This window comes from Streptomyces sp. NBC_01142, assembly GCF_026341125.1.
Taxonomy (GTDB): Bacteria; Actinomycetota; Actinomycetes; order Streptomycetales; family Streptomycetaceae; genus Streptomyces.
Genome location: NZ_JAPEOR010000001.1, coordinates 3,133,670 through 3,158,350 on the forward strand (window position 1 = coordinate 3,133,670; position 24,681 = coordinate 3,158,350).

General features: G+C 70.6%; 17 protein-coding genes. 5 read left to right on the plus strand and 12 right to left on the minus strand.

Annotation, left to right across the window (positions count from 1 at the left end; translation table 11 throughout):
- Positions 1 to 13 precede the first annotated feature (13 nt).
- From OG883_RS14105 to OG883_RS14115, 3 genes are all read left to right on the plus strand, one after another.
- Entirely contained in the window at positions 14 to 2,479 is a 2,466-nt protein-coding gene (locus tag OG883_RS14105) for a thioester reductase domain-containing protein (RefSeq protein ID WP_266539911.1), read from the plus strand.
- Positions 2,476 to 3,612 carry an alpha/beta hydrolase gene (locus OG883_RS14110; RefSeq protein ID WP_266539913.1) on the plus strand — a complete coding sequence of 379 codons (1,137 nt, stop codon included), beginning with the start codon at positions 2,476 to 2,478 and terminating at the stop codon, positions 3,610 to 3,612. The genes OG883_RS14105 and OG883_RS14110 overlap by 4 nt, the downstream gene beginning before the upstream one ends.
- A 71-nt stretch (positions 3,613 to 3,683) precedes the next feature.
- Positions 3,684 to 4,463, plus strand: a complete 780-nt coding sequence (locus OG883_RS14115; RefSeq protein WP_266539915.1) for an alpha/beta fold hydrolase — start codon at positions 3,684 to 3,686, stop codon at positions 4,461 to 4,463.
- A gap of 148 nt (positions 4,464 to 4,611) precedes the next feature.
- Here OG883_RS14115 and OG883_RS14120 read toward each other — a convergent pair whose 3' ends face one another.
- Positions 4,612 to 6,441: a DUF4328 domain-containing protein gene (locus tag OG883_RS14120; protein ID WP_266539917.1), complete on the minus strand. Its 1,830-nt coding sequence runs from the start codon at positions 6,439 to 6,441 to the stop codon at positions 4,612 to 4,614.
- A 523-nt stretch (positions 6,442 to 6,964) separates the two neighbouring features.
- Here OG883_RS14120 and OG883_RS14125 point away from each other — a divergent pair.
- Together OG883_RS14125 and OG883_RS14130 are read left to right on the plus strand one after the other, a co-directional pair.
- Positions 6,965 to 7,252: a hypothetical protein gene (locus OG883_RS14125; RefSeq protein WP_266539919.1), complete on the plus strand. Its 288-nt coding sequence runs from the start codon at positions 6,965 to 6,967 to the stop codon at positions 7,250 to 7,252.
- A 32-nt stretch (positions 7,253 to 7,284) separates the two neighbouring features.
- Positions 7,285 to 10,260: a LuxR family transcriptional regulator gene (locus OG883_RS14130; RefSeq protein ID WP_266539921.1), complete on the plus strand. Its 2,976-nt coding sequence runs from the start codon at positions 7,285 to 7,287 to the stop codon at positions 10,258 to 10,260.
- A gap of 131 nt (positions 10,261 to 10,391) precedes the next feature.
- On the opposite strand, the gene OG883_RS14135 is transcribed toward OG883_RS14130, so the two are convergent.
- The 11 genes from OG883_RS14135 to OG883_RS14185 form a co-directional block, all read right to left on the minus strand.
- A complete protein-coding gene (locus tag OG883_RS14135) occupies positions 10,392 to 11,912 on the minus strand; it encodes an ABC transporter ATP-binding protein (protein ID WP_266539923.1) in 1,521 nt (506 codons plus the stop codon).
- A complete protein-coding gene (lanKC, locus tag OG883_RS14140; RefSeq protein ID WP_266539925.1) occupies positions 11,909 to 14,611 on the minus strand; it encodes a class III lanthionine synthetase LanKC in 2,703 nt (900 codons plus the stop codon). Before lanKC ends, OG883_RS14135 begins: the two co-directional genes overlap by 4 nt.
- An 82-nt stretch (positions 14,612 to 14,693) precedes the next feature.
- On the minus strand, positions 14,694 to 14,804 hold the full coding sequence (locus OG883_RS14145) for a class III lanthipeptide (RefSeq protein WP_266539927.1): 111 nt from the start codon (positions 14,802 to 14,804) through the stop codon (positions 14,694 to 14,696).
- Between the two features lie 434 nt (positions 14,805 to 15,238).
- Positions 15,239 to 15,499 (minus strand): hypothetical protein, encoded by a 261-nt coding sequence (locus OG883_RS14150; RefSeq protein WP_266539929.1) that lies wholly within the window; start codon positions 15,497 to 15,499, stop codon positions 15,239 to 15,241.
- The gene (locus tag OG883_RS14155) at positions 15,496 to 17,499 is read right to left on the minus strand and encodes a hypothetical protein (RefSeq protein WP_266539931.1); all 2,004 of its coding nucleotides are present in this window, start codon (positions 17,497 to 17,499) and stop codon (positions 15,496 to 15,498) included. The genes OG883_RS14150 and OG883_RS14155 overlap by 4 nt, the downstream gene beginning before the upstream one ends.
- A gap of 20 nt (positions 17,500 to 17,519) precedes the next feature.
- Positions 17,520 to 19,232, minus strand: coding sequence for a phage tail protein (locus OG883_RS14160; RefSeq protein ID WP_266539933.1), 1,713 nt, complete (start codon positions 19,230 to 19,232; stop codon positions 17,520 to 17,522).
- 31 nt (positions 19,233 to 19,263) lie between these two features.
- On the minus strand, positions 19,264 to 21,486 hold the full coding sequence (locus tag OG883_RS14165) for a baseplate J/gp47 family protein (RefSeq protein ID WP_266539935.1): 2,223 nt from the start codon (positions 21,484 to 21,486) through the stop codon (positions 19,264 to 19,266).
- Entirely contained in the window at positions 21,483 to 21,902 is a 420-nt protein-coding gene (locus OG883_RS14170; protein ID WP_266539937.1) for a GPW/gp25 family protein, read from the minus strand. The genes OG883_RS14165 and OG883_RS14170 overlap by 4 nt, the downstream gene beginning before the upstream one ends.
- 19 nt (positions 21,903 to 21,921) lie before the next feature.
- Positions 21,922 to 22,281 (minus strand): hypothetical protein, encoded by a 360-nt coding sequence (locus tag OG883_RS14175; protein WP_266539939.1) that lies wholly within the window; start codon positions 22,279 to 22,281, stop codon positions 21,922 to 21,924.
- A 15-nt stretch (positions 22,282 to 22,296) separates the two neighbouring features.
- Complete coding sequence (locus tag OG883_RS14180) at positions 22,297 to 23,955, minus strand: phage baseplate assembly protein V (protein ID WP_266539941.1); 1,659 nt, start codon at positions 23,953 to 23,955, stop codon at positions 22,297 to 22,299.
- Entirely contained in the window at positions 23,952 to 24,680 is a 729-nt protein-coding gene (locus OG883_RS14185) for a hypothetical protein (RefSeq protein WP_266539943.1), read from the minus strand. Before OG883_RS14185 ends, OG883_RS14180 begins: the two co-directional genes overlap by 4 nt.
- Between the last annotated feature and the right edge of the window lies 1 nt (position 24,681).

Sequence of the window (24,681 nt, forward strand, 5' to 3'; positions counted from 1 at the left end):
ATGAAGGGCTCTCATGCATGACGTGAACGAGGAAGCGTCGGCGTTTGGCGGACAGCGGCCGACCGGCGAGTCGATCGAGCGGGGCGGGGCCGGGCTCAGCGTGACCGACCTGCTGGCCAAGGTCATGACGACCGCCGTGCCCCAGCCGACCGGCACCGGTACGGATTCCGCTGCCGGCGCCACTCCGACCCAGGATGTGGACGGCCTGGCCGCCGCCATCGCCGCCGCGGCGGGCAGCTATCTGCCCGACGGGCACCTGTCGCCCGACACCGATTTCTTCGACGCCGGGGGCACCTCCGTGCACGCCGTGGAACTCGTCGCGGCGCTGGAGCGCGAGCTGGGCCTGGAAATCGGCCTGGACGACGTGTTCGCCGACGCCCGGCCGCGCAGCCTCGCCCAGCGCTGGCTCTCGACCACCGGGACCACGGCCGTCCCGTCGACCACGGCCATTTCAGGAACCCCGGCGGTCCCGGCGACCCCGACCCGGGTGACCACCGCGACCGGCACCTCGACGCGCCCGGGCGCCCTCCCGCTCTCCGCCGCCGGCACCCGCCCGGCCCCGGCGCCGGGCACCCTCCCCGTCCCGTCTCCGCGCACCCCACCGGCGACCATCCCCCTGCCCGGCAGCAGCGACTCCGCCCACTCCGTAGCCCGTCGCGAGGACCTCGACCAGATCCTTGCCGACCTCTCCCTCGCCGACCGCCTGCCCTGGACCGGCTCGCCCGAGCCGCTGCCGCCACGCCGGATCCTGCTGACCGGCGCCACCGGCTTCCTCGGCAGCCACATGCTCCTCGACCTGCTGCGGCACAGCGACGCCCATGTCTACTGCCTGGTCCGTGCAGCCGACGAGGAGGCGGCCGTCGCCCGGCTCGGCGAGGCGCTGCAGAGCTACCAGCAGCCCTGGTCGTCGGAGATCCGCCGCCGGGTGACCGTGCTCCCCGGCGACATCCGGCGCCCGCACCTGGGCCTGTCCGACGATGTGTGGGACATGCTCGCCCACGAGCTGGACAGCGTCGTCGGCGTGGCGGCGGCCGTGGACTTCCTGCGCGGCTACCAGTCGCTGCGGCAGAGCAATGTCCTCGGTGCGCTGACCCTGGCCGAACTGGCGGCGACCGGCCGGCCCAAGCCACTGCACCACATCTCCTCGATCGCGGTCTTCAACGAGGTCGGCATCGCCTCCATGGGCGAGGACGACCCGCTCGCCCACGTCGACCGCCTCATCGCGGGCTACGACCAGACGAAGTGGGCCGCCGAAGTCGCGCTGCGGCGTGCCCGCGACCACGGCCTGGTGGTCACGGCGATGCGCCCGGGCGGCATCGGCGGCCACACCAGGACCGGCGCCTACAACCCCCAGGACCTCAGCAGCGGCCTCATCTCGGCCTTCGGCCGCTTCCGCACCGTGCCCGCCTTCCGCTACCTGAATGCGGCCCCGGTGGACTGGGTGAGCCGGGTCGCGGTCGGCGTCATCTGCGAACCCGACGCCTGGGGCTACGACTACAACCTGACCGGCGTGCCCAACACCCTCGACGGCGTCGTACGGGACATGGCGCTCGGCGGCATGCATGTGCGCGTACAGGACTGGGACGAGTGGCGCACCGACGCCCTGGCCCGCCTGGAGGCCGACCCGGTGCCCGAACTGGCCTTTCTGACACGGGTGTTGCAGAGTCCCACCGCCCTCAAGCTGTGCGAGGCGACGCTGCAGGGCCCGGCGGCCACCGACGAGCGCACCGCCGCGTTCGTCGAGGCGCTCGGGCTTCCGCGCGCGGCCCGCTACGACGCCCAGGCGCAGCTCAAGACGTTCGAGCGGCTCGCCGGTGACGGCCTCGCCCGGCTGCCGCACAAGGACGACCAGCCGTACCTGTGGTTCTCCGAGACGACCGAGGGCAGCCTGGGCCCGGTCGGCGCCCCCGCCGACACCCCCTGCTCGATGGCGCTCACCCTCTCCATCGCGAGCATGTACCAGCTGGTGAAGGAGCGCCGGGTGGATGTCAGCGGCACGCTGATGTGTGCGGCGGTGCACCCCGAGCCGCTGGTCGTGGAGCGCGGCGACGTCTGGATCCGCCCCGAGGAAGGCATCCCGCAGCAGCACGGTCTGCGGCACCAACTCCTGTGCTACCGGCTGTGGTTGCGCGACGCGGACGGCGGGCGCTGGTGGCTGGACGGCCGCAAGTACGCCCGGGCCCGCCGCGACGTGTGGCGGCAGACCCGCGCGCTGAGTGTCGAGATCGGCCGCGAGGGCGAGGCTGCCGTCCTGGCCGGCGAGGTCGTCGTGCCCGCGGACAGCTACGTACGCGACCAGATCGACGGCATCAAGGTCGACCCGCGCCTGACCAGCCAGGAGAAACGGGCCGCCAAACTGACCTGGCTCGCCTGGTTCGGCCTGGAGATGGGCCGCGGCCTGCTCGGCCCCTTCGCCCGGGTCGCCGCGGACCTGCTCGACCTGCGTCGCACCCCGACCTCTTCGGAGCGCAACCGATGATCCTCAGAACAACGAACTCCAAGGCCAGGCCGATGATCCGCAAGGTCAGGACCACCACGGCCCTGCGCCCGCTCCACCACCGTCTCGACCCGGCGGCCGTCGAGGAGATCCCCTTCCGGGCGGGAGACGGCGTCCGGCTCGGCCTGACCCGCATCGACAGCGGCGAGGCGGACCGGCCCGCCGTGCTGCTCCTGCACGGACACACCGCGTCCTCCGACATGTTCCTGCTGCCCGAGACCCGCAACCTCGTCGACGTCCTCCTCGACGACGGCTACGAACCATGGCTGCTGGACTGGCGGGGGAGCTGCCGACTGCCCTACAACGAGACCGGCCAGAAGTACACCTACGACGACGTCGCCCTGTACGACATCCCCGAGGCCGTCGCCCACATCCGGCAACGCATCGGCGACCGGCCGCTGTTCGTGGTCGCGCACTGCATCGGCTCGCTCACGTTGTCGCTGAGCATGGCGGCGGGGCTGGTGCCGGGACTCGCGGGCGTGGTGTCGCAGGGCGTGTTCCTGACGCCGAAGCTCGCGGGCCGCACCTCGCTTCGGATGTCGGTGGCCGGGGAGCTGCTGAAGTCCCGGATCGATCACGTGCCGGTCGACTTCCGCAAGGTGGGCTTCTGGTCGAAGTACACGCCGCTGTTCGCGCTGGCCTCCCGGAAGGCGAGTTGCCCGGATCCGACCTGTCAGATCCTGCACAACTCGGCGTGGGGCACCGGCGCCTCGCTGTTCGTGCACGAGCACCTCTCCGAGGCCACCCACAACCGGCTCGCGGAGCTGCTCGGCCCCGCGCCGCTGTGGATCCTGCCGCACCTGCGCCGGATCGAGCTGGCCCGCAGCGTGGTGCGCTGGCACGACGGCGACCACCGCTACCGGGCACTGCCGCCCAACGCACTGGACGCGGCCTCCCGCATCGACACCCCCGTCCTGCTGCTCGCGGGCAGCGAGAACGGCCTGTGGCTGGACTCCCAGAAGCTCTGCCACGAGGTGCTCGCCCACCGGCAGCCGCAATTGGACGTGGCGTACACCGAGATTCCCGGCTACGGTCACCTCGATACATTCCTCGGCCGGGGCGCCGCCCTCGACGTGTTCGGGCACATCCTCGACTTCCTCGGCAAGCGGCGGTGAAGGACGGCCTCCGGCGCGGCCGGAGGCAGCACCCGGCCGTACTCGGACCACACCCCAGGAGGCAACGCCCCATGCCGCAGCTCGCTGTCGACGGCGCAGCACTGACGTACGACGACGAGGGCCCCCGTGACGGTGACGGCGTCCCCCTGGTGTTCATCCACGGCTGGACGGCCAACCGGCACCGCTGGGACCACCAGATGGCTCACTTCGCCCCGAAGCGGCGGGTCGTACGGCTCGACCTGCGCGGGCACGGCGAGAGCAGCGGGTCGGGGGCGCGGACGATCGAAGAGCTGGCCGGGGATGTCCTCGCCCTCCTCGACCACCTGGAGGTCCACCGGTTCGTGCTCGTCGGCCACTCCATGGGCGGCATGATCGCGCAGACCCTCGCCCTGGGCCATCCCGAGCGGATCGAGCGCCTGGTACTGGTGAACTCGATCAGCCGGATGACCTACAGCCGGGGGAGGGGCGTGCTGATGGCGGCGTCCACGCGGGTGCCGTTCAAGCTGTTCGTCGCCACCAACATCCAGCGGGCCTTTGCCCCCGGCTATCCGCGCGAGCAGATCCGCGAGTACATCCGGGCCTCCTCGGCCACGCCGCGGGAGGTGGTCATGACGTGCTACGCCGCCATGCGGACCTTCGACATCCTCGACCGGGTCGGCGAGATCCGCACGCCCACCCTGTTGGTGCACGGCTACCACGACATCCAGCTGCCCGTCGCGCAGATGCTGCGGATGGCGAAGGCCTACCCGGACGCGGTGGTCCGGATCGTGGACGCCGGCCACGAACTGCCGGTGGAGAAGCCGGCCGAACTGACCGCGGCGCTCGACCGGTTCGTGACCGACCGAGCATGAGGCGGGGTGGGCGGCCGAGTGGATCCCCTGCGGGTCTTCGGGACGCGTAGGCGCTCTCCAGATGCCCGCCACCACGGCCGCCGCGAGCACATGCACAAGGCGGATCGTTGGCCCGGGGGCGCGCCCGCCAGTTCCGGCCCGGGCGCGCTCACCTGCGCGTCGTGTGAATTCCCCCGGCCCCCACGAGGCCACCCGAGTGCTGTTGGGTGGCGACGATGCGGCGCTGCTGCATCGACGTCACCTGCTGCACGACCACGACGGCCAGCACCGCCGATGCCAGGGTCAGTACGCCTTCGAACAGGCTCAGCAGGGCGAGCAGCCGGGCTTCGTCGAGATTCTGGGCCTCGTCCCAGGGCTGCCAGGCCTTGGAGACGTACAGCAGGCCGATGCTCCCGGCGAACGACAGCCACCATGCGTGCAGTGCGCCGCGTGAGGGTGTCGGCCGCTGGGGCTGGGTGGCATAGGACGCGGGAGCGGGCGGCGATGCGCTGGCGGTCCAGACGTCGTTGATGACCTGCTTGGGCACCCAGAGATGAGCCACGGGCACGAACCAGGCGGCCAGTGCCCATCCGCGCCCGAGCCTGTGCGCCTGTGGGTCGAACAGTTCGGCGTTGATCCGTACGCGCCGGAACCAGATGAGCCACAGTACGACGGTCGCGAGCATGATGAGGAACCAGAGCCCCATGAACGCGTCCGGGGTGCCCTTCCACGTCAACTGGAGCGCGTAGAGCAGGTCGGAAGGATTCGATCCGGTCAGCTCCACCGTGCTTTGGACGTCGGCCAGTTCGCCGACGAGCTTCGCCTCGTAGTTGAGGTCGATGACGGACACGAGCATTCCGGTGCCCAGCAGGATGACCAGCGCATTGGACAGGCCCCTGGGCGACTTCAGCGCCGGCCGGCCGGCCGCCGGCCGCGGCGGCGGTGTCGCGGGCCCGAACACCGGCGGCGGCACCGGCCCGTGGATGCCGGGAGTCGGGTGGGGCGGGAACGGGTACGCGGGCCCGAACTGCCCTGTCGGGACGCTCGGTACGTGACCGCCGGGCACCACCGTCGGCGGCTGCCCCGCCAGTTCGGCGTCCAGCAGCCGTGCCGCGTGGCGCCCCAGATGCGCGGTCAGCTCGGCAGGGAGCCATGCGCCCGCGTCCTGTTCCCGCATGTACGGCTCGGTGAACTCCCGCAGTTGCGCGACCGTCGGCCGGTCCTCGGGATTCTTGGCGAGACAGGCGGTGATCAGACGGAGGAGGGGGCCCTCCGGGAGCGCCGAGAGGTCCGGATCCTCGTGGGCGATACGGAAGAGCAGCGCGTGGATGCCGCTCTCGATGCCGCCGAACGGCACCCGCCCGGTCATGGCGTACGCGAGGACCGCGCCGAGGCAGAACACATCGCTCGCCGTGCCGACCCGCTCGCCCCGCACCTGCTCGGGTGACATGAAGCCGGGAGAGCCGATCACGGCACCGGTGCGGGTGGCCGGGGCTTCCGCGACCGGTTCCAGGGCGCGGGCGATCCCGAAGTCGATGACGCGCGGACCGTCGAGGGTGACCAGCACATTGGAGGGCTTGAGGTCACGATGGACGAGTCCCGCACGGTGGATGTCCGCGAGAGCTCCGAGCAGTCCGTCGGCCAGGATGAGCACGGACCGATCGGGCAGTGGCCCGTAGTCGGCGTCGGCCACGATGTCCTGGAGCGACGGTCCTGCGATGTAGCCGGTCGCCACCCATGGCGTGGCGGCGTTCGTGTCGGAGTCGAGCACGGGGGCGGTCCACTGGCCGCCCACGCGCCGGGCGGCCTCCACCTCCTGCTGGAAGCGCCGCCGGAACTCCGCCTGGCCGGCGAGCTCTCTGTGCACCAGTTTTACGGCGACGGTACGGCCGCCGGCGGAGCGGGCCAGATAGACCTGTCCCATGCCTCCGGCACCGAGTCTGCGCAGCAGCCGGTACGCACCGATCGCCTGCGGATCGCCCGGATTGAGGTACTCCATGTGAGGTTGGTCCTCCCCCTGCTGCCATTCGCTCACGACGCCAGCCAGAAGGATATGTGTGTTCGAGGATCGGGACACCCAGGGGGCCCTCCGGTGCCCTGAGGAGCGCGGCGGCGCATGGTCGGCGTTGCGCCACGGACGCGGGTACAAGTCTCCCTGTCGGCCTGGTCGCAGCATCAGGAGGACCCGGCCGAGGAGCCCGTCGGCGCACGAGGGCGAGGGCAGGGAGGAGTACGGACGGCTCCACGCCCGACACCATGTTCGCGCTCCCGTCGCGGCAGCACCGGGCCTTCCGAGCTGCCCGGCACGCCGGACGCGGAACCGGGTCAAGGCCATGACCAGCAGGCGGGCCGCCCCACGTACACGAAGCCCAACCAGGCCCGGCGGGTGTGCGAGGACAGCCTCGACAGGGTGTGACCGCCCCGCGCAAGCCCCCCAAACGGACGGTTACAGGAAAGGCCGCACCCTTCATATCGTCGTCCCCGGCGGCGCCGAGGAAGGCCCGCCGGAGGGGGATGAGCCGGTGTCTGACCTCTGGCCGGCGCTGACGGACGACGCGTTCCACCAGCACTGGAGTGGGCGGCCGAGGCGTGAGAAGTACGCGGCGAAGGGCCCGGCCGCCGGGGGCCGGGCCTGCCTGACCGACGCTCTGCGGACGTGGTGGAGCCCGGACGGCCCGCCTGCTGTGGAGCAGCGCCGGAAGATCCGCCTCTCCACGACCGCCGACCGCCGCCATTACACCTCGGCACTGTCGCCGCAGCACGCCCTGCTGAGACGTATGAGAGAGCTCCTACTCGACCAAGCACGTTGAACTCCCTCTTCCCCGCGCACGAAGAGAGGCAGATGACCATGCCGTACGACCGCACCACCACGGGCCACGACGGCCATCACCGAAGACAAGGGGAACTCATCGGCCGGGACGCCGAGATGGGGCAGGTCGTGACCTCGCTGGCTGCCGCCCGGTCAGGGCGGGGCGGAGCGGTCTTCGTCACCGGCGAGCCAGGCGTCGGCAAGACCCGGCTCGCTTCCGAGGCCATCGCCGCCGCTGCCGAGGCGGACATGGTCACGGCCCAGGGGCGGGCAAGCACGGTGGGCTCGGTCGTCCCGTACCGACCGCTGGTCGAAGCGCTGCTCTCGCTGTCCCGCGCCGGCCTGCTGCCGGACCGGGGCGAGCTGGGCCGCTACGGGCCGGTTCTTGCCCAACTGCTCACCGACACGCGGGACACGGGTGTCGGTACCACGTCTCACATTATGGTTGCCGAGGCGGTACTGCGCCTGGTCGCCGTCGTCGGACGTCTGCGGGGCTGCCTGCTCGTCCTCGACGACCTGCACGACGCCGACGCCGGGACGCTGGCGATGGTCGAGTACCTGCTGGACAACATCGGGCAACAGCCGGCCGTGCTCCTGCTCACCGCAGGGCGCGAACCCTGCGCGGCGACCGAGCTGGCCGCGCGGGCGCGCCAGCGCGGGGCAGCGGCGATTCTCGACCTGTGCCCCCTCAGCCGCGCCGACGTGCACATCCTCGTCGCGACCGAGCTGGGAATCGCCCCGGCCGAGGTCAGCCCCGAGCTCGTCCACCGCATGGTGAGCGGCAGCGCCGGGATCCCGTTCGTGGTCAAGGAGCTCCTCCACGACCTCACCGGCGACGCTCGCGACGACAGCCGGATGTTGTCCGTCCCCTCCACCGTCGCCGACAGCGTCAGACGCCGGGCCGAGAAGCTCGGCCGGCTCGGCGTGGAATGCTTGAGCATGGCGGCCCTGTTCGGGCAGCGCTTCCCGCCGGCGGTGCTGCAGCACGCAATCGGCTGTGACCACAGGGAACTGTCCGCGATCCTGCGTGCCGGGGTCGCGTCGTACCTGATCGTGCCGGACGGGTCGAGCACGCAGTGGTACGCGTTCCGGTACCAGCTGGCGGCGGAGGCTCTGCTGGACGACCTCGGACCGGGTGAGCGCGCCGGGTACGCACGGCGGGCGGCGCGTGCACTGGTCGACCTGTACCCGGGGCTGCCCGGAGTGTGGTGCGCACTCGCCGCCGAGCTGCACGGGCACGCCGGCGACCCTCAGGAGTCCATCCGCCTGTACTGCGAGGCGGCGAGGCGGGCGATGACCGAGGGCACGGTGGAACGGGCGGTGGCACTGCTGACCCGGGCACACCATCTCGTCGAACCCGGTACCGCACCAGAACTGCACGCCACGGTGCTGGAGCAACTGCTGGACGCCGTCGCCTGCTCGGCCCGATTCGACCAGGTGCCCGCGCTGGCCATCAGCCTGGAAACCTTGGGCGGCGACCACGACATACCGGCCCAGCGCCGGGCCGGGCTTCACGCACGACTGGCCGACGTCGCCACCCTGATGGGGCGGCCGGCGGAAGCCCTCCGGCACCTCGACACCGCCCGCTGGTTGCTCGGGGGCCGCCCGGCCGATGCCCACTCCGCTCTTGTGGACCTTGCCGCGGCGCATGTGGAGCTGAGCCGGTTTGCCCCCGACCGGCTGTCCACCGCCGCCGAGTTCGCGCGCCGGGCGGCGGACGCGGCCCAGCGCGCCGGCCTGCCGGCAGTGGCCTGCAAAGCTCTGCTGGTGCTCGGGCAGCTGGCCTGGGAACGGGACGAGCCGACCGCGATAACACACTTCGTGCGTGCCTGCGCGATCGCCCACGCGCGCCGGCTCCCCGTACTCCGGGTGTCCGCCGAGGTGTACCTGGCAAGGATCGCGGCGCGGCGCGACGGCCGGCTGGCCCGGGTCGAGCAGGCCCGGCAGGACGCCCTGCGGATGGGCGTACTGCCGCTGGCCCAGGAGACAGGCTTCGTCCTCGCACTGGACCAGATCCAGCGCTGCGAGTTCGAGGGAGCCCGGGACCGGATCCGCGAGGGGGTGGCCGATGCGACGCGGCCGAGGCTGGGCCGGGCCGCCCTGTCCATGCTGTGGCTGGCCGAGGCGGTGCGGTACGCCCACCAGGGCCGGCGCGCTGAGATGCAGGAGGCACTGGAGTTACTCGCCCCGCTCATCGATACCGTCCCCGGCGCGCGATCGATGTCGTACGGGCTGGCGCGGGCGTTCTGTTCGCTGCTGGAGGAGAATCACGACGCCGCCGAGCAGGAGTTCGCACAGGCGCTCGCCTACGACGCGGAGAACCCGGCGACCGGCGAGTTCGGCAAGCACGGCATCATCCTGCTGCTGGGGGTGCTGGCCGGGCGCATGGGGCGGCGGCACTACGCCGGTATTGCGGAGGCAAGCGTCAGCGGTACCCGCTGGAACCGCCAGTTCGTCGGCCTGGCGCACGCTGTGCTGCTGGGCCGCGAGGGCCGCTCCGGCGAGGCGACGGCCGCCGCGGGCGCTGCGCTGGAGGCGGCCGAGCTCTACCCCATGGCGCGCCACCTGTGTCTGCGTCTGGTCGCGCAGTCGGCGTACGAGGACGGCTGGGGAGCACCGGTCGACTGGTTGCGCGAGGCGGAGGAGTACTTCCACGGCGCCGGCCTCCAGGCGGTCGCCGGCGCCTGCCGGGCCCTGCTCCGCGGGATGGGTGCGCCGGTCCGGCAACGACGCACGGGTACCGAGCAGGTGCCGCCGGATCTGCGCCGGTGCGGCATCACCGTCCGCGAGTTCGAGGTGGCCCGGCTGCTCGCCGAACGGATTGGCAACAAGGACATCGCCGGCCGACTGCACATCTCGCCGCGCACCGTGGAGAAGCACGTGGCGAGCCTCCTCCAGAAGACCGGCCACCCCAACCGGGCGGCATTCGCCTCCGCCACCCGCGACCTGGTCACCGCTTCCGGTGCCACCGTGCCGAACGCCGCGCCGGCGGTCAGCTTCGCGATGTAGATGATGAGTCCGGCTGCGGCGGCCGCGTAGAGCGTCGGTCTTCTGCTGTGCCCGCGAGGCCGCCGCTCACTGACGGCTTCGCCGAACCCTGCGGTGTCGGTGGGTACGTGGGCCAGGTGCAGGCCACCGGCTCAGGAGAGTGCGGTGGCCACCGCCAAGGTCACCACCCGGTCGAAGTGGCTGTCGAGATCCTCGTCCCCGTGGTGCACGACAAGGAGGGCGCGTCCCTCGGTCCGCTCCCGCAGCGTCCGGAGCACCATGTCCCTGCCCTTCTCGTCGAGGTTCGAGAACGGCTCGTCGGCGAGGTACACGTCCGCGTCCTCGCACAGGAGCGCGGCGACTCCGACCCGCTGCCGTTGCCCGGACGACAGCTCGGAGGGCAGCTGATCGGCCAGGCCGTCCAGGCCCATCGATGCGCGCAGCCGCCCGTCGGCGACCAGTTCGCGTACCGGCAGCGGCGGCAGGTTCACCGAAGTGGTCAGGCTCGCCACCCGGGGCGGCAGGGTGACCGCACCGGCGTCGGGGGCGAGCGTCCCGGAGATGATGTGCAGGAGGGTGGTCTTTCCGCAGCCGTTGGGGCCGCGGAGCAGTACATGCTCGCCGGCGCGCAGCTCGAAGTCGTCGATCGACACGTCGGCGCCGTCGCCGTACCTGACCCGGGCTCCGCGGACCAGCACCAGGGATCCTTCGTCGTGGTACGGCGTCCCCCGGGAGTCGCGCAGAGCCTGGATCCGCTTGAGGACGGCGGTGCTCCGGCGGGCCTGCGGAATCATGTTGATGAGGTCGAAGATCCCGCTGACGGCTCGCCACAGCGAGTTCACGAAGGCGAGAAAGCTGCCGAACGACATCCTGCCGGAGAAGACGAAGAAGGCTCCGATGATCATCGAAGCGGTGTCCGACAGGTTCATCACCAGGTCGCTGAGGGTTCTCTGCTTCAACGACAGCCGGTAGTTGACGAAGGTGATGCCGAGGAATCCGCGCAGCGCGTCCTGGTTCGCCGCGCGGGTGCCGGGCAGCAGCGACGGCAGACCGCGGAGCGCGTGGAACGACTCGAGCGTCCGGGTCAGCTTGTTGATGTACCGCGCCTCCGCCTCGCGTTCGGGCTCGGTGTTGTCCTCGATCCGCTTGGCCAGCCGGTTGCTCACGAGCACCAGCGGCGGCACGATGACCAGCAGGATGAGGCTGGCCTGCCAGGACAGGTACAACAGCACGCCGAGGAAGACGACCGACGCGACCGTCTGTCTCGCGATGCGGATGCAGACGTCGACGGCCGGCAGGACGCCCTCGGAGACATCGTTGTGGATACGGCTGACGTAGGAGGCGTTTCCCGCCTCCGACACCTTCCGGCCGTCCAGACCGAGCGTGCGGGCCAGCAGCTCCGTCTCCAGCACCAGCACGAACGAGTTCTCGAACCGCTTGCGCCACCAGGAGATCCAGTAACCCGCGAGGTTGAGGGTCAGTCCCAGCAGCAGGTAGCCGACGCCGAGGACGAGGAATCTGTGGAAATCCGCGGTCAGGATCGCCTGGTCGAACAGGGCCTTGAGCAGCAGCGGGTGAAGCAGGGCTTCGAGCCCGCCCGTGGTCGCCTCGGCGGCGAGAATCACGACGAACTGGGCCCGGTGACCCCGCAGGGTGCGCCACAACTGCTTCACCGCACTGCCTCGTCCAGCAGGAAGTCGGTCGTGCCACCGCTGTTCACGCGATGGAGTACCCGCAGCACGCCCGCCGAGCCGGTCAGGTAGTCGCAGGCGCAGCGCAGCAGCCCCTCGCCGGGGACGCCCAGAGGGGTCACCCCGGTCACCCCGCTGCGGCGCGGCACCGCGAAGCGCTCGGCGGGCTCGAACAGGAAGACCTTCCGGACGAAGTCGAGTTGCCGCAACGCGGTGTCACGGTACGAACGGTCGCCGGTGAACTCGGCCGCGTCCAGCAGCGCGTCGGCGACCCCGCTCATGCCGAAGGCGTACCCCGGCAGCACCGAGTACCCGACGTCCAGCCCGCGCAGTACGGTTCGTGCGGCGTCCAGGTCTCCGTAGCGCAGCAGCACCTGCGCCACGCCCGCGGACCCCACCTCGATGTACGGCTCAAAGGTCCCTTCGTGCTCGAACATGACCGGGCCGTCGTCGGCATCGGCGTCCAAGGGTCTTGCATGGGCCATCTCCCAGGAGAGCGCGTCCCGCCCGAGCCGCAGATAGCGTTCCTCTCCCGTGACCTGGTGCATCCGCAACAGGAACATCGCGACACCGGCCTGACCGAAGCCCAGCCCGGTCAGCGGCCCCTTGGTCGCGAATTCGTTCAGCCAGTAGACCTGCCGGCCGTCGCGCTGCGCGGCGGCGCACAGCACACGCGCGCACTGCTGCGCGGCGGCGAGATCGCGTGGGTCGTGGCTGCGCAGGAAGAAGCGCAGATTCGTCATCCCCACTCCGGCGAGGCCGTAGTAGAACGTGTAGTCGCCGGCCTCCTGCGCGCGCTGATTGGCCTGTGTCAGCAACTCCCTGGCCCGGGTCCGGAGCCCGAGCGAGTCGGCCGCCCAGGCGATGCCGGCCAGGCCGCTCATGAGACCGTCCGGGTACTCCGCCACGTCAATGCCGGCCAGTTTGTCGCGCAGCCAGTCACGCCATTCGGGCCGGATCGGCATGCCGGAGGCGTCCAGCGACCACAGGACGCCGCTGGCCCCGAAGCCGAGGCTCAGCGGATTGGTGACATGCGCGAACGGGTCCACGGGGAAGAGGGTGTCCCGGTCGGTGTCGGCGACGGCCTCGACGAATGCGGCCACCCCGGCCTCGGCCTCCTCCAGCCCGAGCCGCTCCTCGACGACCGGTCGCGGCGGTGCGGCCTTGACCTGGTCGAGCAGGTCCGCCTCGTGCTCCAGGGCCTCGAGTACGTCGGCGAGGGTGATCCGCGCCCGGGCCAGGTCGGTGAGCAGCCGATGGATCCGCTCCGGCCAGCCCAGGCCGTCGGTGAAGATCCGGTACGAATCGAGGACGTCCTCGCGCACGTACGACATCGCCGCGATCGGGAAGATGAAGTACGCCATGGTGTTCGCCAGGCCGTACAGGTCGCCCTCCGGTCCGGATGCCTTGAAGCGGCTCCGGGAGAGGCTGAACCCCGGTGTGAACAGTTCGACCGGCTTCTCCAGCGAGGCCTCGCCGCTCCCGCCCCCGGCCAGTCGGCACGCCTCCAGATCGACGATGGTCACCTCGTGGGTGTCGGGGTCGATGAGCAGGTTCGCGGGGGTGAAGTCACCGAGGATCACCTGGCGCTCGTGGGCGGCCCGGATCGCACGTGCCAGTCCGCGGAAGACGGCGATGAAGATCCGCAGGAACTCCCGCGAGCGTTCGATGTCGAACCCCGGCCGCGCGAGCGGGTTGCGTTCGAGCAGCACCGAGCGGATGTCGGTGCCGTCGATGAACTCCTCGGCTATGTAGTGGTGCTCCCAGTGCTGGAACGTGGCGATCGGAGCCGGATACGAGCCGATGCCGGCCAGCCGGTTCAGGAACATCCATTCCCGGGCGAGGATGTCCACGGCGTCGTGGTCCTGACGCGGGTTGATGTTGGTGTGCGGGCGGGCCTCCTTGAGCACCACCGGCCGGTCGTCGTTCGCCGTGTCCTCGGCCGTGTACACCCCGCCGCTGTTGGAGAACTGGATCGCCCCGGTCACCCGGAAGCGGCCCCCGAGCAAGCCGTCCGCGTCGTCTTCGTCGTCGGAGGGCTTCCAGTCGGTGAACGGCCAGGGCACCCACCACGGTTGGGCGTACCCGGGGCGTCGGTCGTCGGGGGCCGGCCCGTCCGGTCCGACGATGTGCGGCACCCGCCGCCCGAGGACGTCGACGCTGTGGGTGTCGAGGAACTGGCCGTACCGGAAATGGAGCGCCTTGCTGTCCCGGTACCGCAGGTCCGACAGTACGTAGGCGCCCTCGGCGCCCTCCAGGATGCCGGCCAGGTCGGCCAGGCATGCCCTGAACTCATCGTCGTCGCGCGGGTAGACGGTGATGAGTTTGCCGCCGCTGCCCCTGGACATGGCCTTGGAGTTGAGCATCTCGAAGATGTTGAGGTCGAGAGCGATCTTGAAGTCGATCTCGTGTGCCGTCAGATATCCGATCACCGAGGCGGCGACCTTGTGCACGTGACGCTGACTCGCCGACACATGGATCTTCCAGCCCTGCGCCGGCAGGGTCGGGTTGTGCCGATGACTCCACCAGATGCCGTTGCGCACGAATCGCGTCCGCACCTGCTCGTCGAGCTCGGCGAGGAAGTGGTCGGCCCTCGGCTCGTAGGAGACGTCGAGCGGGTCGAAGAACAGCGTGTCGTTCCAGGCGAAGAGGAATCGGTAGACCCATCGTTCGTTACGCATGTCAGCCTCTGTGTTCGTCCGAGGGGCAGCACGGCGATCCGTACGAGGACACAGCGCGTCCCCGCACGGATCGCCGTCAGGGTTACACCGGCTTGGTGGAACAGCAGCTGCTGCTGCTGCTCGTCAGGCTGATGACGGCAGCGCTGTTGTTCGTCGCCACGGGCTGCAGGTTCTGGAGCTTGAGTACGCTCATCGGGGTCACCTCCTCGGAGGTCGAGTGGAGTCGGGTACCGGCCGATCGGCATGCCCGAGTCAACGCCATCCGCCGTACACGCACATGAGAGATCGACCCCCATAATTCCCACGCGCCACCCCCAGGGAAGAGCCGATCCGGGCGGGGGTAAATGGTGGTGGTCACCAGCCGGGCGCCGCGAGCCGGGCGCCGCGAGCCGGGCGCCGCGAGCCGGGCGCCGCGCGGCAGCCCTGGCCGCACCGCCCTCTCCCCGCTGCCGTGTGCAGCGGCTCGGGCTCGACGGAGAGCGAGACGGACAAGGGGAAGTCCGACGCCAAGGCCTCCCAGTCGGCCGAGGTGCTGAAGAAACGGGGCGCTGAATTCCGAGGTACTGAAGGACGGGCGGCGCGATTCACGCACTGGGTGCGCGCCGATGCACTCGACCGCGCCACTCCTCAGGGCACGCTCATCACCGGCGGCTCTGCTTCGGCGCCGGTCTCCGGCGAATGCGAAGGACCGTTCCCGTTCCCGTTGGCGTCCCCGGTGGCCGGGGCGAGCAGTTCCTCAAGGACCTGGGCCGCCCCGCTGATCCGCAGCAGAGTCTCCCGCAGCGCGGACTCCTGCTGGACCAGCGTCCGCAGCCGCGCCTCGCCCTCCTGGTACTCCTGCTTGAGTTCGGTCAGACGCGACCGCATCTGCTCCCGCATCGTCGTCACTGCTCCTCCTCGGGGGACGGTGCGAGGCGGTCCGCGACGAACTGCCCCATGTTGCTGCTTGCGGGCCGGCCATGACCCTCCGGGTACAGATACAGGTCCAGCGCCTCCGCCGGCTTGTCCTCCTCGACGTTGATGCGGTGGTCGTTGGCCCACGCGTCCTGGCGTACGCCCGTCACCTGCCAGGAGACTTTGACCCGTGGCTGGTTGGTGCGGATACGGAAGGCGTGGCCCTGGATCTCCCGGGACACCCAGGCGTGCGCCGCACCGATCGGGTTGATCGGGGTGAGCTGGTAGCGGAAGTCGCGGTTGAGGGCCTCGAAGTAGTCGGGAAGGCGGACGGTCGCCGCGCCCTCCTCGTTCGTGACGACGGTGCCGTCGTAAAAGTTCTTCATGTCGGGCGACTCGACGAACGAGTGCGAGAGGTATCTGTTCGCCGGGTCCAGGGGGTGATCGATCCTGAAGCCGCCGCCGTTCTTGTGCAGCGTGCCCCGGACGGCGACATCGCCCTCGAACCAGCCGGCCATCCAGCTGCCGCGCCCGATGATGCCGGTGACGCCCGAGGAATCGACGCCCACATGACGGCTGTTGACCTGGATCCCGCCGTCGTTCGTGTTCATCCGCAGGCCCCAGCCGAAGCCGGTGCCGAAGAAGCCGACCTGGTTGTCGTCCGCCATGCCGACGAACCCGCGGAGGCCCGGCCCGTTCTGGTGGAACCAGATGCCGGCCGAGTTGTCCCAGCCCTGCCGTACGCGCACCCGGGCCGGGATGTCGAGGGCGTCGCCCTCGCCCCCCAGCCCGATGGTCAGCCGGTCGATCCCGGACCAGAGCCGTGCGCGGCCGTCGAGCGCGTACCAGACCCAGCGCTCACCTGCTCCCGGGCCCTCGGCGAATCCCCCGAAGTTCCGGTCGGCGAAGGAGAATCCGCCCGCCGGGCCGCCGCTGTGGACCTCGTGGCCCTCGACATGCAGGGGCCGCTGCGCGGCGATCGAGCCGGGGCCGATGGTGACGCGGCCTTCCTGATCGATCACGATCCGGTCGACGCGCGCACCGTGATCGGCGAAGTGCCATTTCCCGTCGGCGCCCGAGTACATTCCGTAACTCCTTGCACCGGTGGAGGTGTTCGCGAGCTCCAGCCCCGAGCCCATCCCCGGCCCGGACGACGTCAGCCGCAGCGCCGACTCGTTCGTCGACCCCTTGTCGATCTCCAGACCCGCCGAAGGCGCGGATGTTCCGATGCCCACTCGGCCCGTGTCGCCCCGTACCGTCAAGGCCAGCCTGCGCGTACCGTTGACGGTCGACACCCGGTACAGGTCCAGGCTGCCGTCCTCCCGGGCCTGCAGATCCGCCGCCGCTACGTGTTCCACCCGCAGCTCGGACCCCGTGTCGACGGTCCGCCGCACCTGCAATTCGAGCCGCTCCAGCGATGCCCCCACGGCCCGCCGAGGGCCGGACTCGATGGTCACGACCGAGCGCGCGTCGTCGTCGTTCACCGTCACCCGGGCCAGCACCACCTGCTCGCCCACGTCCTGGAAGCCGCTCTCGGGCAGCAGTCGCAGCCAGGGTGCGTGCAGCAGCACGAACGGATTGTCCGCTCCCAGTACTTCACGCCAGGTCAGCGTCAGCAGCCGGACACCGATCGGCCCCGCCGTGCCGAGCGTGACCCCCTCCGCGCCGACCGGGACAGTGGGGATGTTCTGTACCTGCGTGGGATCCACGTCCGGGTCGACGATCGCGAACGACCCCTTCGCCAGTACGAGAAGGCGCCCCGCCGCGTCCAGCGCGGCGCCCGGTGAGACGGTCACCCCCGGCTCCGCCCGCTTGGCGGTGACCCGGAGCCCGTCGGCCACCCCCCATCCGTACAGGCTCGTGTTCCGTGCCTGTTCCATGGGCAGCAGATGGCTCTCCATGTCGGTCACGCTCTCGCCGTGTCCGGTAGGGCCTTCCAGCGGGGTGGGCGGGCTCGAACTCAGGTCCCAGTACTGCGTACGCATCAGCGCCATGTCACTCACTCCACAACTGGTCACTTCACGAAGACGGACAGGGTGTGCGCGGGTTTGTTCTGCTCGACGATCGTCCGGATGTCTCCCACCGCCTGGCGCCGCGCCTTCGTCCTGGCCGGCCCCTCGTCCGGGAGCCGGGATTCGGTGAAGTGGATGACGACGTCGAATTGGTAGGGCCGTACCCGTGACCAGAACGTCTGCTGCCCGGGCACATCGGGCTGCCCGGGATCGCAGACGATCAGCCGCCCGCCGTCGGCCGCCATCCCGGTGGGGTGGACGAACCCGCCGGGTTCGGTGATCCGCGTCGCGGCCGGGGAAGCCGCGCCGGGGTCCACCCGGAGGACGGCGGCGGGTTCCGCGACTTTGAGGACGAAGGGGTCGCCGGCCGGGGGAAGCAGCGGTTTCAGGCCGGTGTCCAGGACGTACAGCAGACCCTCGGCGTCCTCGGTGACGGCGGCCGGTGCCACCAGCGGGTTGGCGGACGACAGCAGGGCCGTCTCGGTCCAGCCCGTCGCGCCGCCGCGGTCGATCCGCACCAGATTGCCGGGGAACTGCTCCGGGCCGGTGGGCCGTTGTGTCCCGCCGTCACCGACGATCAGGGTTCCGTCGCTCCGTACGAGCAGCGAGAGCGGCTCCACCACCGTGTGCAGCGCCGTGGCCGCCGAACTCACCGGGGACAGCTTGACCGTGATCACCTTGGGCACCGAACTCGACGGCGGGCCGAAGCCGCGGTCGAGCACCAGCAGATCCCCGTTACCGTCGACGCACATGGCCACCGGCCACAGGGGGGTGCCCGCGGTGGCCAGCGAGGTGACCAGGGCCGCCGGACGGTCGGTATACGGCGCCTCCACGGCGTAGAGCTTCCCGGAACGGTCCAGCGCGTACAGGGTTTCGGGCCGCTCGTCCCGGGCCGGCCGTACCGTCACCGCCACGACCCGGGTCAGCGGCAGCGTGGCGGCGGCGACAGGGACCGGCTTGGGGGGCGAGCCCGCCAGTTCGTAGTGGCCCGCCGCGCCGATCCGCCACACCCGGCTCGGCAGCACCGGGGTGACGCCGTCGGGGGTGCCCGAGTCGCCGAGGAAGACGCTCCCGTCGGGGGCGGTGGCCACACAGGTGGGGCGCAGCAGCCCTTCCGCCCAGACCGTGCCGTCCGGGGCGAGGACCGGGCCCTGGGTCACGAGGGCGGCGACCGGGGTGGCGGCGGCGGTGGCGACAGGGGCGGTGACGAGCGTGGTCCGTGCTGTTCCGGGGGTGAGGGTCAGCACCCGGCTGCCGTCGTCCAGGGCGACCCGGGGTCTGAGCCGGCTCACCGCGTACAGATCCAGATAGGTGCTCAGCCCGGCCTTCAGGCCGCGCAGTCGGTAGATCCGGGCGATCTCGGAGGTCACTTTGCGCCGCTGGTACTCGTCCCAGAGCTGTTGGCCCTGCAGCGTCGGGAACTCAAGGGCGACCCAGGAGGCGAGCCAGGGCAGGAACCGTTCGGGCGTCTGCCAGGCATCGAACAGCCGGTCGAGGCGGGCGATCTGATCCGTGATCGGCGCGTGGGTGTGATCGCCGTGCGGGATGGTGACGCCGTCCGCGACGCCGGTCAGGATCTTCTCGAAGACGAGCAGGGCCCTGCCCAGCGAGAACTCCGGGGCGTCGGGCTCGTTCTCCCAGAGCACGGGCGGGAGATGACGCAGATAACTGCTCTTCCCGGGGTTCCCCTCCGGCACGGCAGGTCCAGCGGTCACAGTGTTGCCTCCTCCCTCGGGCCTCTCCGGCTCAGCTGTTCGACACCGTCGGCGTGACCAGATGGGCGCTGTCGGCGGCGGCGCACACCAGCTCGTAGTCGGCCAGCCGGACGGAGGCCGCGAAATCCGTGAGCGCCAGGGGCCGTTCCCGCTCGGGCTGGTAGTTGCCGGCCGTGCCGGCCGGGTTCAGCGGTGGGAAGTGGTAGGCGGGGATGTCGGGTTTGACCCGGAGGGTCGCGAGATAGCCGAGGTCGTCGGGCGGCCGGACAGCCTGGAACAGATCCGAACCGAAGACATGCTGTCCCACCTGCCAGCCCGAGCCCGACGGGCCGCCCCGGACCGGGTGCAGAAAGGCGTTGATCTTCCGTAGGGTGTCCTTCCTGATCTCTTCCAGGTCCGCGCCCGCGTCGGCCGCCTGCTTCCACACCACGATGCTCGCCTCGACGACGACCGGCAGATAGCGCGGCCCGTGCACCTCGAGCCGGGCGGTCAGATCCCTTCGCCGGTCGAGATGGGCGCGTACCGCCCGGAGCACTTCCCGGGTCGGTTCGGGCCGGGGCACGGTGAGATCCTGGTCGGGTACGACGATGACGTTGACGCTCCCCGGTGCACGGACGATCCCGGCGAAGCTCCAGGGATCCTCCTTCTTCCAGACCGGCGGGCTGCCGGGCCCGTTGGCGGTGTGCAGCCGGGGCCCCAGACAGCGGCTGATCCGGATCTCGCCCGCCGCTTCCCTGGCGAGGAACTCGTAGTCGTCGGCGGTGACCGCGCGGTCGCGGATCTTGAGCTGCTCCGGGGCCCGGCGCAGTGTCTCCTCGACCGGCTCCTCGTCGGCCCCGTCCAGGCCCGCGCCCGGATTGGTGACCTTGGTGATCCCGGACGGCAGCGCGCCGGCCGGTGTTGTGCCGATGACCGTGACCCGCCCGGGGGCGACATTGCCGCTCGCGCCCGCGCCGACATGCCGGTAGCGCAGGGCCCGTACGAGACTGCCGGCCGGCGGCACCGTGCCATGGCCCTGCCCGGTGCGTTCGTCATGGTTGCCGAAGGTGATCTCGGCGGTCACGGGGTCGGCCCGGAACACCTCGCCGGGGCCCGGCGGCAGATCGTCGACCAGCCGCCAGGGCTGCCACACGGGCGGCTCGCCCCGGCCCACCTCGACGACAAGCTCGCCGGGCGGCAGTTCGGAGTCCCGCCGCCGGAACAGCGGACGCCCGCGCAGTGGGAAGGTCTGGAAGGGCTCACCGGTGCTCTCGCCCAGCAGTTCGGGCGAGCGGATCGTCGGCGCGGAGTGCGCGAGCGCGGAGTTGAACAGGATCCGGTCGAAGCCGACGGCCAGCGGAGCGGGGGAGGAGTTGGTGATCCGTACACCGATCCAGAACCGGGCCTCCGTGACCGTCTGCGCCGGATCCCGGGCGGTCACCGTGCTCCACACCGTGCCCGGCGGACCGCCGCTGCCGGACGGCGGGGCCGTGGGGCGCTGGGCCCCCCAGTCGGCCGGCGGTCGCAGCCGTACGGTGCCGTCCTGGCGCAGCAGCCGCGTCCCGTCCACGGCCCCGGGAACGGCGGGCCAGGCCTGTGGCTGGACCGTGTCCTTCGCGTACACCCAGCTCACCAGGGTCTGCGCGGGTGCCACCGAGTCCGGCACGGGCAGATAGAGCCGAGGGCGCAGCAGCACCTCCTCGGTGGTGGCCCGGTCGAAGCCGAGGCACAGCTGGACCGTCCGGTTCGGTTCCACGGTGACCAGGTACTTCCCTGCCGGCGGTCCGACGACAGCGGCCGACACCTGGTCGTACGACGCGGAGGCGGCACCCGCCGGGTAGGGGCCGATGAGGACCGCGTCGCGCAGGTTGACCGGCAGTACCGTCACCTCCTCGTCGGTCTCGAAGACGACTGGCAGTTCTCCCTCCTCCGAGGGGGTCTGGGCCTGCGTCCCGGCCGGTACGGTCACCGCGCCCGCGCCCGAGGTGAAGGTCAGGTGGGTGTGGGCGGGGGTAGCGGGGTCGCGTGTGATGCCGAGCAGGCGCAGAAAGGCGAGATAGTGCTTGTCCGGGACCCGGTTGAGCCGGTAGATGACGCCCTCGGCGAGCCAGGCGAACAGTTCGATGAGGGTGATGCCCAGGTCGCTGGGGTTGTGGTCGGTCCACTCGGGCGCGTACCGGGGGATCAGGGCGCGCATCTCGTCGACGAGTTCCTGCCAGCTGCGGTCGTCCAGATCGGGGGGCTGGATGCGCCCGCGCTCTGATTCGTAGGTCATCGCGGCCCCTCCAGGGAGAACGGATGGACGAGGCTGTGGATGTCCTGCGTGGCTCGCAGGCGGTAGGTGACGCCGATCAGCAACGCATCGCGGGTCTGGTCGTTCTCGACCACGACCTCGACGAGTTCGATACGCGGCTCCCATCGTCCGAGGCCCTCCTCGACGTAATAGCGGGCCAGGTTGGCCGTAGTGGCGTTGTTGGGCGCGAAGGCCAGCCGCTTGAGGTCGCAGCCGAAGCGGGGTCGCATCACCCGCTCGCCGTGTTGCGTGCCGAGGATGATCCGGATGGACTCCTCGACCTTCCTGGGACCGGCCGACTGAGCGAGGCCCAGGGTGCCGAGCCGCATCGGGAAGGCGATGCCCCGGCCGTGGAATTCGATCGCCCCGGAACTGGAGCCGGAGTTGATCGGGTACATGATGTGGTCCCCGCCGCCGTCAGGAGGCCCGCAGCCTGGCCTGTCCGGCCACCGCGAACAGCGCCGTCTGCGGAGTCGTCCCGCTCACCGTGCCGTCGGTCGTCCCGCCGAGCGTGTCGAGCAGGACGGGGTCCCCGCCCGCCTTGAGCTTGAGGGCCTCGCCGGTGGTCACACTCTTGACGGTCAGGCACTTCACGAACGGCGGCGAACTCGACTCGGTGGTACCGCAGACAGTGACCGCGGATCCCACGAGCTCCGTCTTCCGCAGGACGGGGTGACCGCCGATTCTCAGCTTGGCGGAGCCCGCCGCCCGCACATTGCCGGCTCCCGGCAGATGCCCGCACCCCACCGTGCTCGCCGTCGTCACTACGTACGCCATCGCTCTCTCCACCCCTCACGTGACGTCGACCTGTGTCGCGTCCATCGAGATCTTCGTCTTGCCCCCGGCGGCCTCCAGGCTGATGGTGCCCTTGGCCTTGATCGTCAGATTTCCGCCGGCTTCGATGGTGATCGAGCCGTCCCGGGCGTTCAGCGTGATGGCGCTGCCCGCCATGTCCCTGATCACCAACTCCCCGGTGTCCAGGGTGTCGTCGAAGGTGATGCTGTGACCGGCGCGGCTCTTGATGACCCGGATGCTGTTCGTGCCGTCCGTGTTGGTGGCCGGCGGGCCCTTCTCGACCGTCCACAGACCACCGAGGACATACGGCTTGCTCAGATCCCCGTGTTCGAAGGCGACCAGCACTTGGTCGCCGGTCTCGGGCAGCGCGTAGAAGCCCATGTCCTTGCCGGCCATGGGGCGGGCGCACGGTGCCCAGCCGCTGGTGAACTTCTTGGACAGGCCCGGATAAGACACCTTCACCCGGCCGAGCGGCACCGTCGGCGGAACGTCCAGCACCTCGTTGTTGTCCTCGACCTCGGCCACCAGCACGCCGTAGAAGCGCTCGGCCCGGTTGGGCGGGGGCTCTTCCACCAACTGCTTGCGGAGCAGGCCGAGGAGATTGGTATGACCGCGCTGGGTGATCGAGAAGTCGGTGGTGAACCCGCTGTCGTCCAGGCGGTGCGTCACCTTGCGCACCCGGTAGGTGCCGCCGAACCGCTTGCCGACGCCGCGGATCTCGACGTAGGCGCCCGCGGACAGGCCCGGTATGCCGATGCAGGAGCCGTGCCCCTCGTACATGCCCTCGAGCAGTTCGGCCAGCAGGGACCTGGCCAGCACCGCGGCGTCCAGCGGGTTGTCCAGGGTGTGCTTGCGGATGCCCTTGCGGACCAGCGAGGCCAGCAGGTCCATGGCGGTCTCGCCCAGCCGCTCGGCCAGGTCCGCCACGTCCAGGTCGGCGGCCAGCGCGGTGCTGTGGATGGTCTGCGCGAGTTCCTGGTTGTAGCCGCGGACGACCTGCAGACCGGCCAGCCCCGCGGCGGAGATCCGGGGCGAGAAACTCGACAGATTCCTGCCCCACTCCAGCACATGGGCGGCCGTGCGGGGACGCGGGAAGTGGAAGTGCAGCCGGTCCCACTCGACGTACACATCGAAGAAGTACTTCTCGGCGCGCGCCTTCAGGAACGCCATGTCGCTCTCGACCTGGGGGGTCTTGGCCGGGAGCCCCGGGGTGGGGTCCACGACCGGGATCAGACCGTTCTCCACCGCGATTCGCGCGGCGATGAGCCCGTCGTTCATCAGCGGGTACTCGGTGGGCTCCGGCTGGACGCGGCGCATCCGGTACGACTTGTCGTAGCCGGAGACCCGGATGGTGGGTGGACCGTCCCGGGGGAAGGACGGCTCGACGGAGGCGATCTCGCCGAGGAAGGCGGGCAGCAGTTCATTGCCGTACCCGAGATGGATCTCGACGGTCCGGCCGGGATCCAGCAGCGCCGAGTCGAGCAGCGTGTTGCCGGAGTTGCGCAGGACCAGGGAGAAGGAGCCCGCAAGGTCCAGGTCGGTCTCGACGGTCAGGCTCAGCACCTGGTCGGCCACGTCGGCAGCGAGCGTCACGCCCGAGATACGCACGTCGAAGCGGGGCGCGTAGTACGACGGTTCGGTCGCGGGTTCGGTCACGGCCGGGGTCCTCCTGAGCCGGTGGGGATGACCAGCGGCAGACCCGGCGGCAGGGCGAAGGGATCCTCGCTGTCATTCGCCCCGGCGATCTCGCGCCAGCGGGCGGGATCGCCCAGATAGACCCCCGCGAGCGCGCTGAGGGTGTCCCCCGCCACGGTGATGTGCACGGTCGCGGAGCCGCGGAGCACGGAACGCGCCGTCTGCGCAGCGGTGTTCACGGCCGTGTTCGCAGCGGCGGAGACCGTCGGCGAGCCGACGAAGAAGCCACTGCGGATCTCGACATCGACCCGTACGTACTCCTGGAACCGCACGGACAGAGTGCAGCGTACGGGCGTGCCGTCGCGCAGGAACATGGTGTAGCGCTGGCCCGCGTCGACCAGTACGCACTCGAAGTGGAAACGGCCCAGGGAGAACAGCAGGACCGGCGGGCCCTGGGTCAGCGGGTCCTTGTCGAGCAGCCGGACGATCGGCGCGGTATGCCCGCGGACGTCCTGCGGGGGATCGGTTTCGTACGTGTCGAAGAACAGCTCCATGGTGAGTGCACGGGCCCTGCCGCGCACATACTGGACCGGCGGGCTGTTCAGACCGGGGATGCCGACCTCGGCGAAGTTGTTGCCCTGTTCGAGCCTGAACTCCTCCGGGTTGTACATGACGGGGAAGGCTTCGCCTGTCGACGTGTTCACGATCAGGGCCTTGGCCAGCTCGTTGCTCACGGGGGGTGGCACG

Coding starts and splice junctions, on each gene's coding strand:
- OG883_RS14170 (WP_266539937.1), bottom strand. CDS start 21,902: ATGTACCCGATCAACTCCGGCTCCAGTTCCGGGGCGATCGAATTCCAC.
- OG883_RS14165 (WP_266539935.1), bottom strand. CDS start 21,486: ATGACCTACGAATCAGAGCGCGGGCGCATCCAGCCCCCCGATCTGGAC.
- OG883_RS14155 (WP_266539931.1), bottom strand. CDS start 17,499: ATGGCGCTGATGCGTACGCAGTACTGGGACCTGAGTTCGAGCCCGCCC.
- OG883_RS14130 (WP_266539921.1), top strand. CDS start 7,285: ATGACCATGCCGTACGACCGCACCACCACGGGCCACGACGGCCATCAC.
- OG883_RS14145 (WP_266539927.1), bottom strand. CDS start 14,804: ATGAGCGTACTCAAGCTCCAGAACCTGCAGCCCGTGGCGACGAACAAC.
- OG883_RS14120 (WP_266539917.1), bottom strand. CDS start 6,441: ATGGAGTACCTCAATCCGGGCGATCCGCAGGCGATCGGTGCGTACCGG.
- OG883_RS14105 (WP_266539911.1), top strand. CDS start 14: ATGCATGACGTGAACGAGGAAGCGTCGGCGTTTGGCGGACAGCGGCCG.
- lanKC (WP_266539925.1), bottom strand. CDS start 14,611: ATGCGTAACGAACGATGGGTCTACCGATTCCTCTTCGCCTGGAACGAC.
- OG883_RS14115 (WP_266539915.1), top strand. CDS start 3,684: ATGCCGCAGCTCGCTGTCGACGGCGCAGCACTGACGTACGACGACGAG.
- OG883_RS14175 (WP_266539939.1), bottom strand. CDS start 22,281: ATGGCGTACGTAGTGACGACGGCGAGCACGGTGGGGTGCGGGCATCTG.
- OG883_RS14110 (WP_266539913.1), top strand. CDS start 2,476: ATGATCCTCAGAACAACGAACTCCAAGGCCAGGCCGATGATCCGCAAG.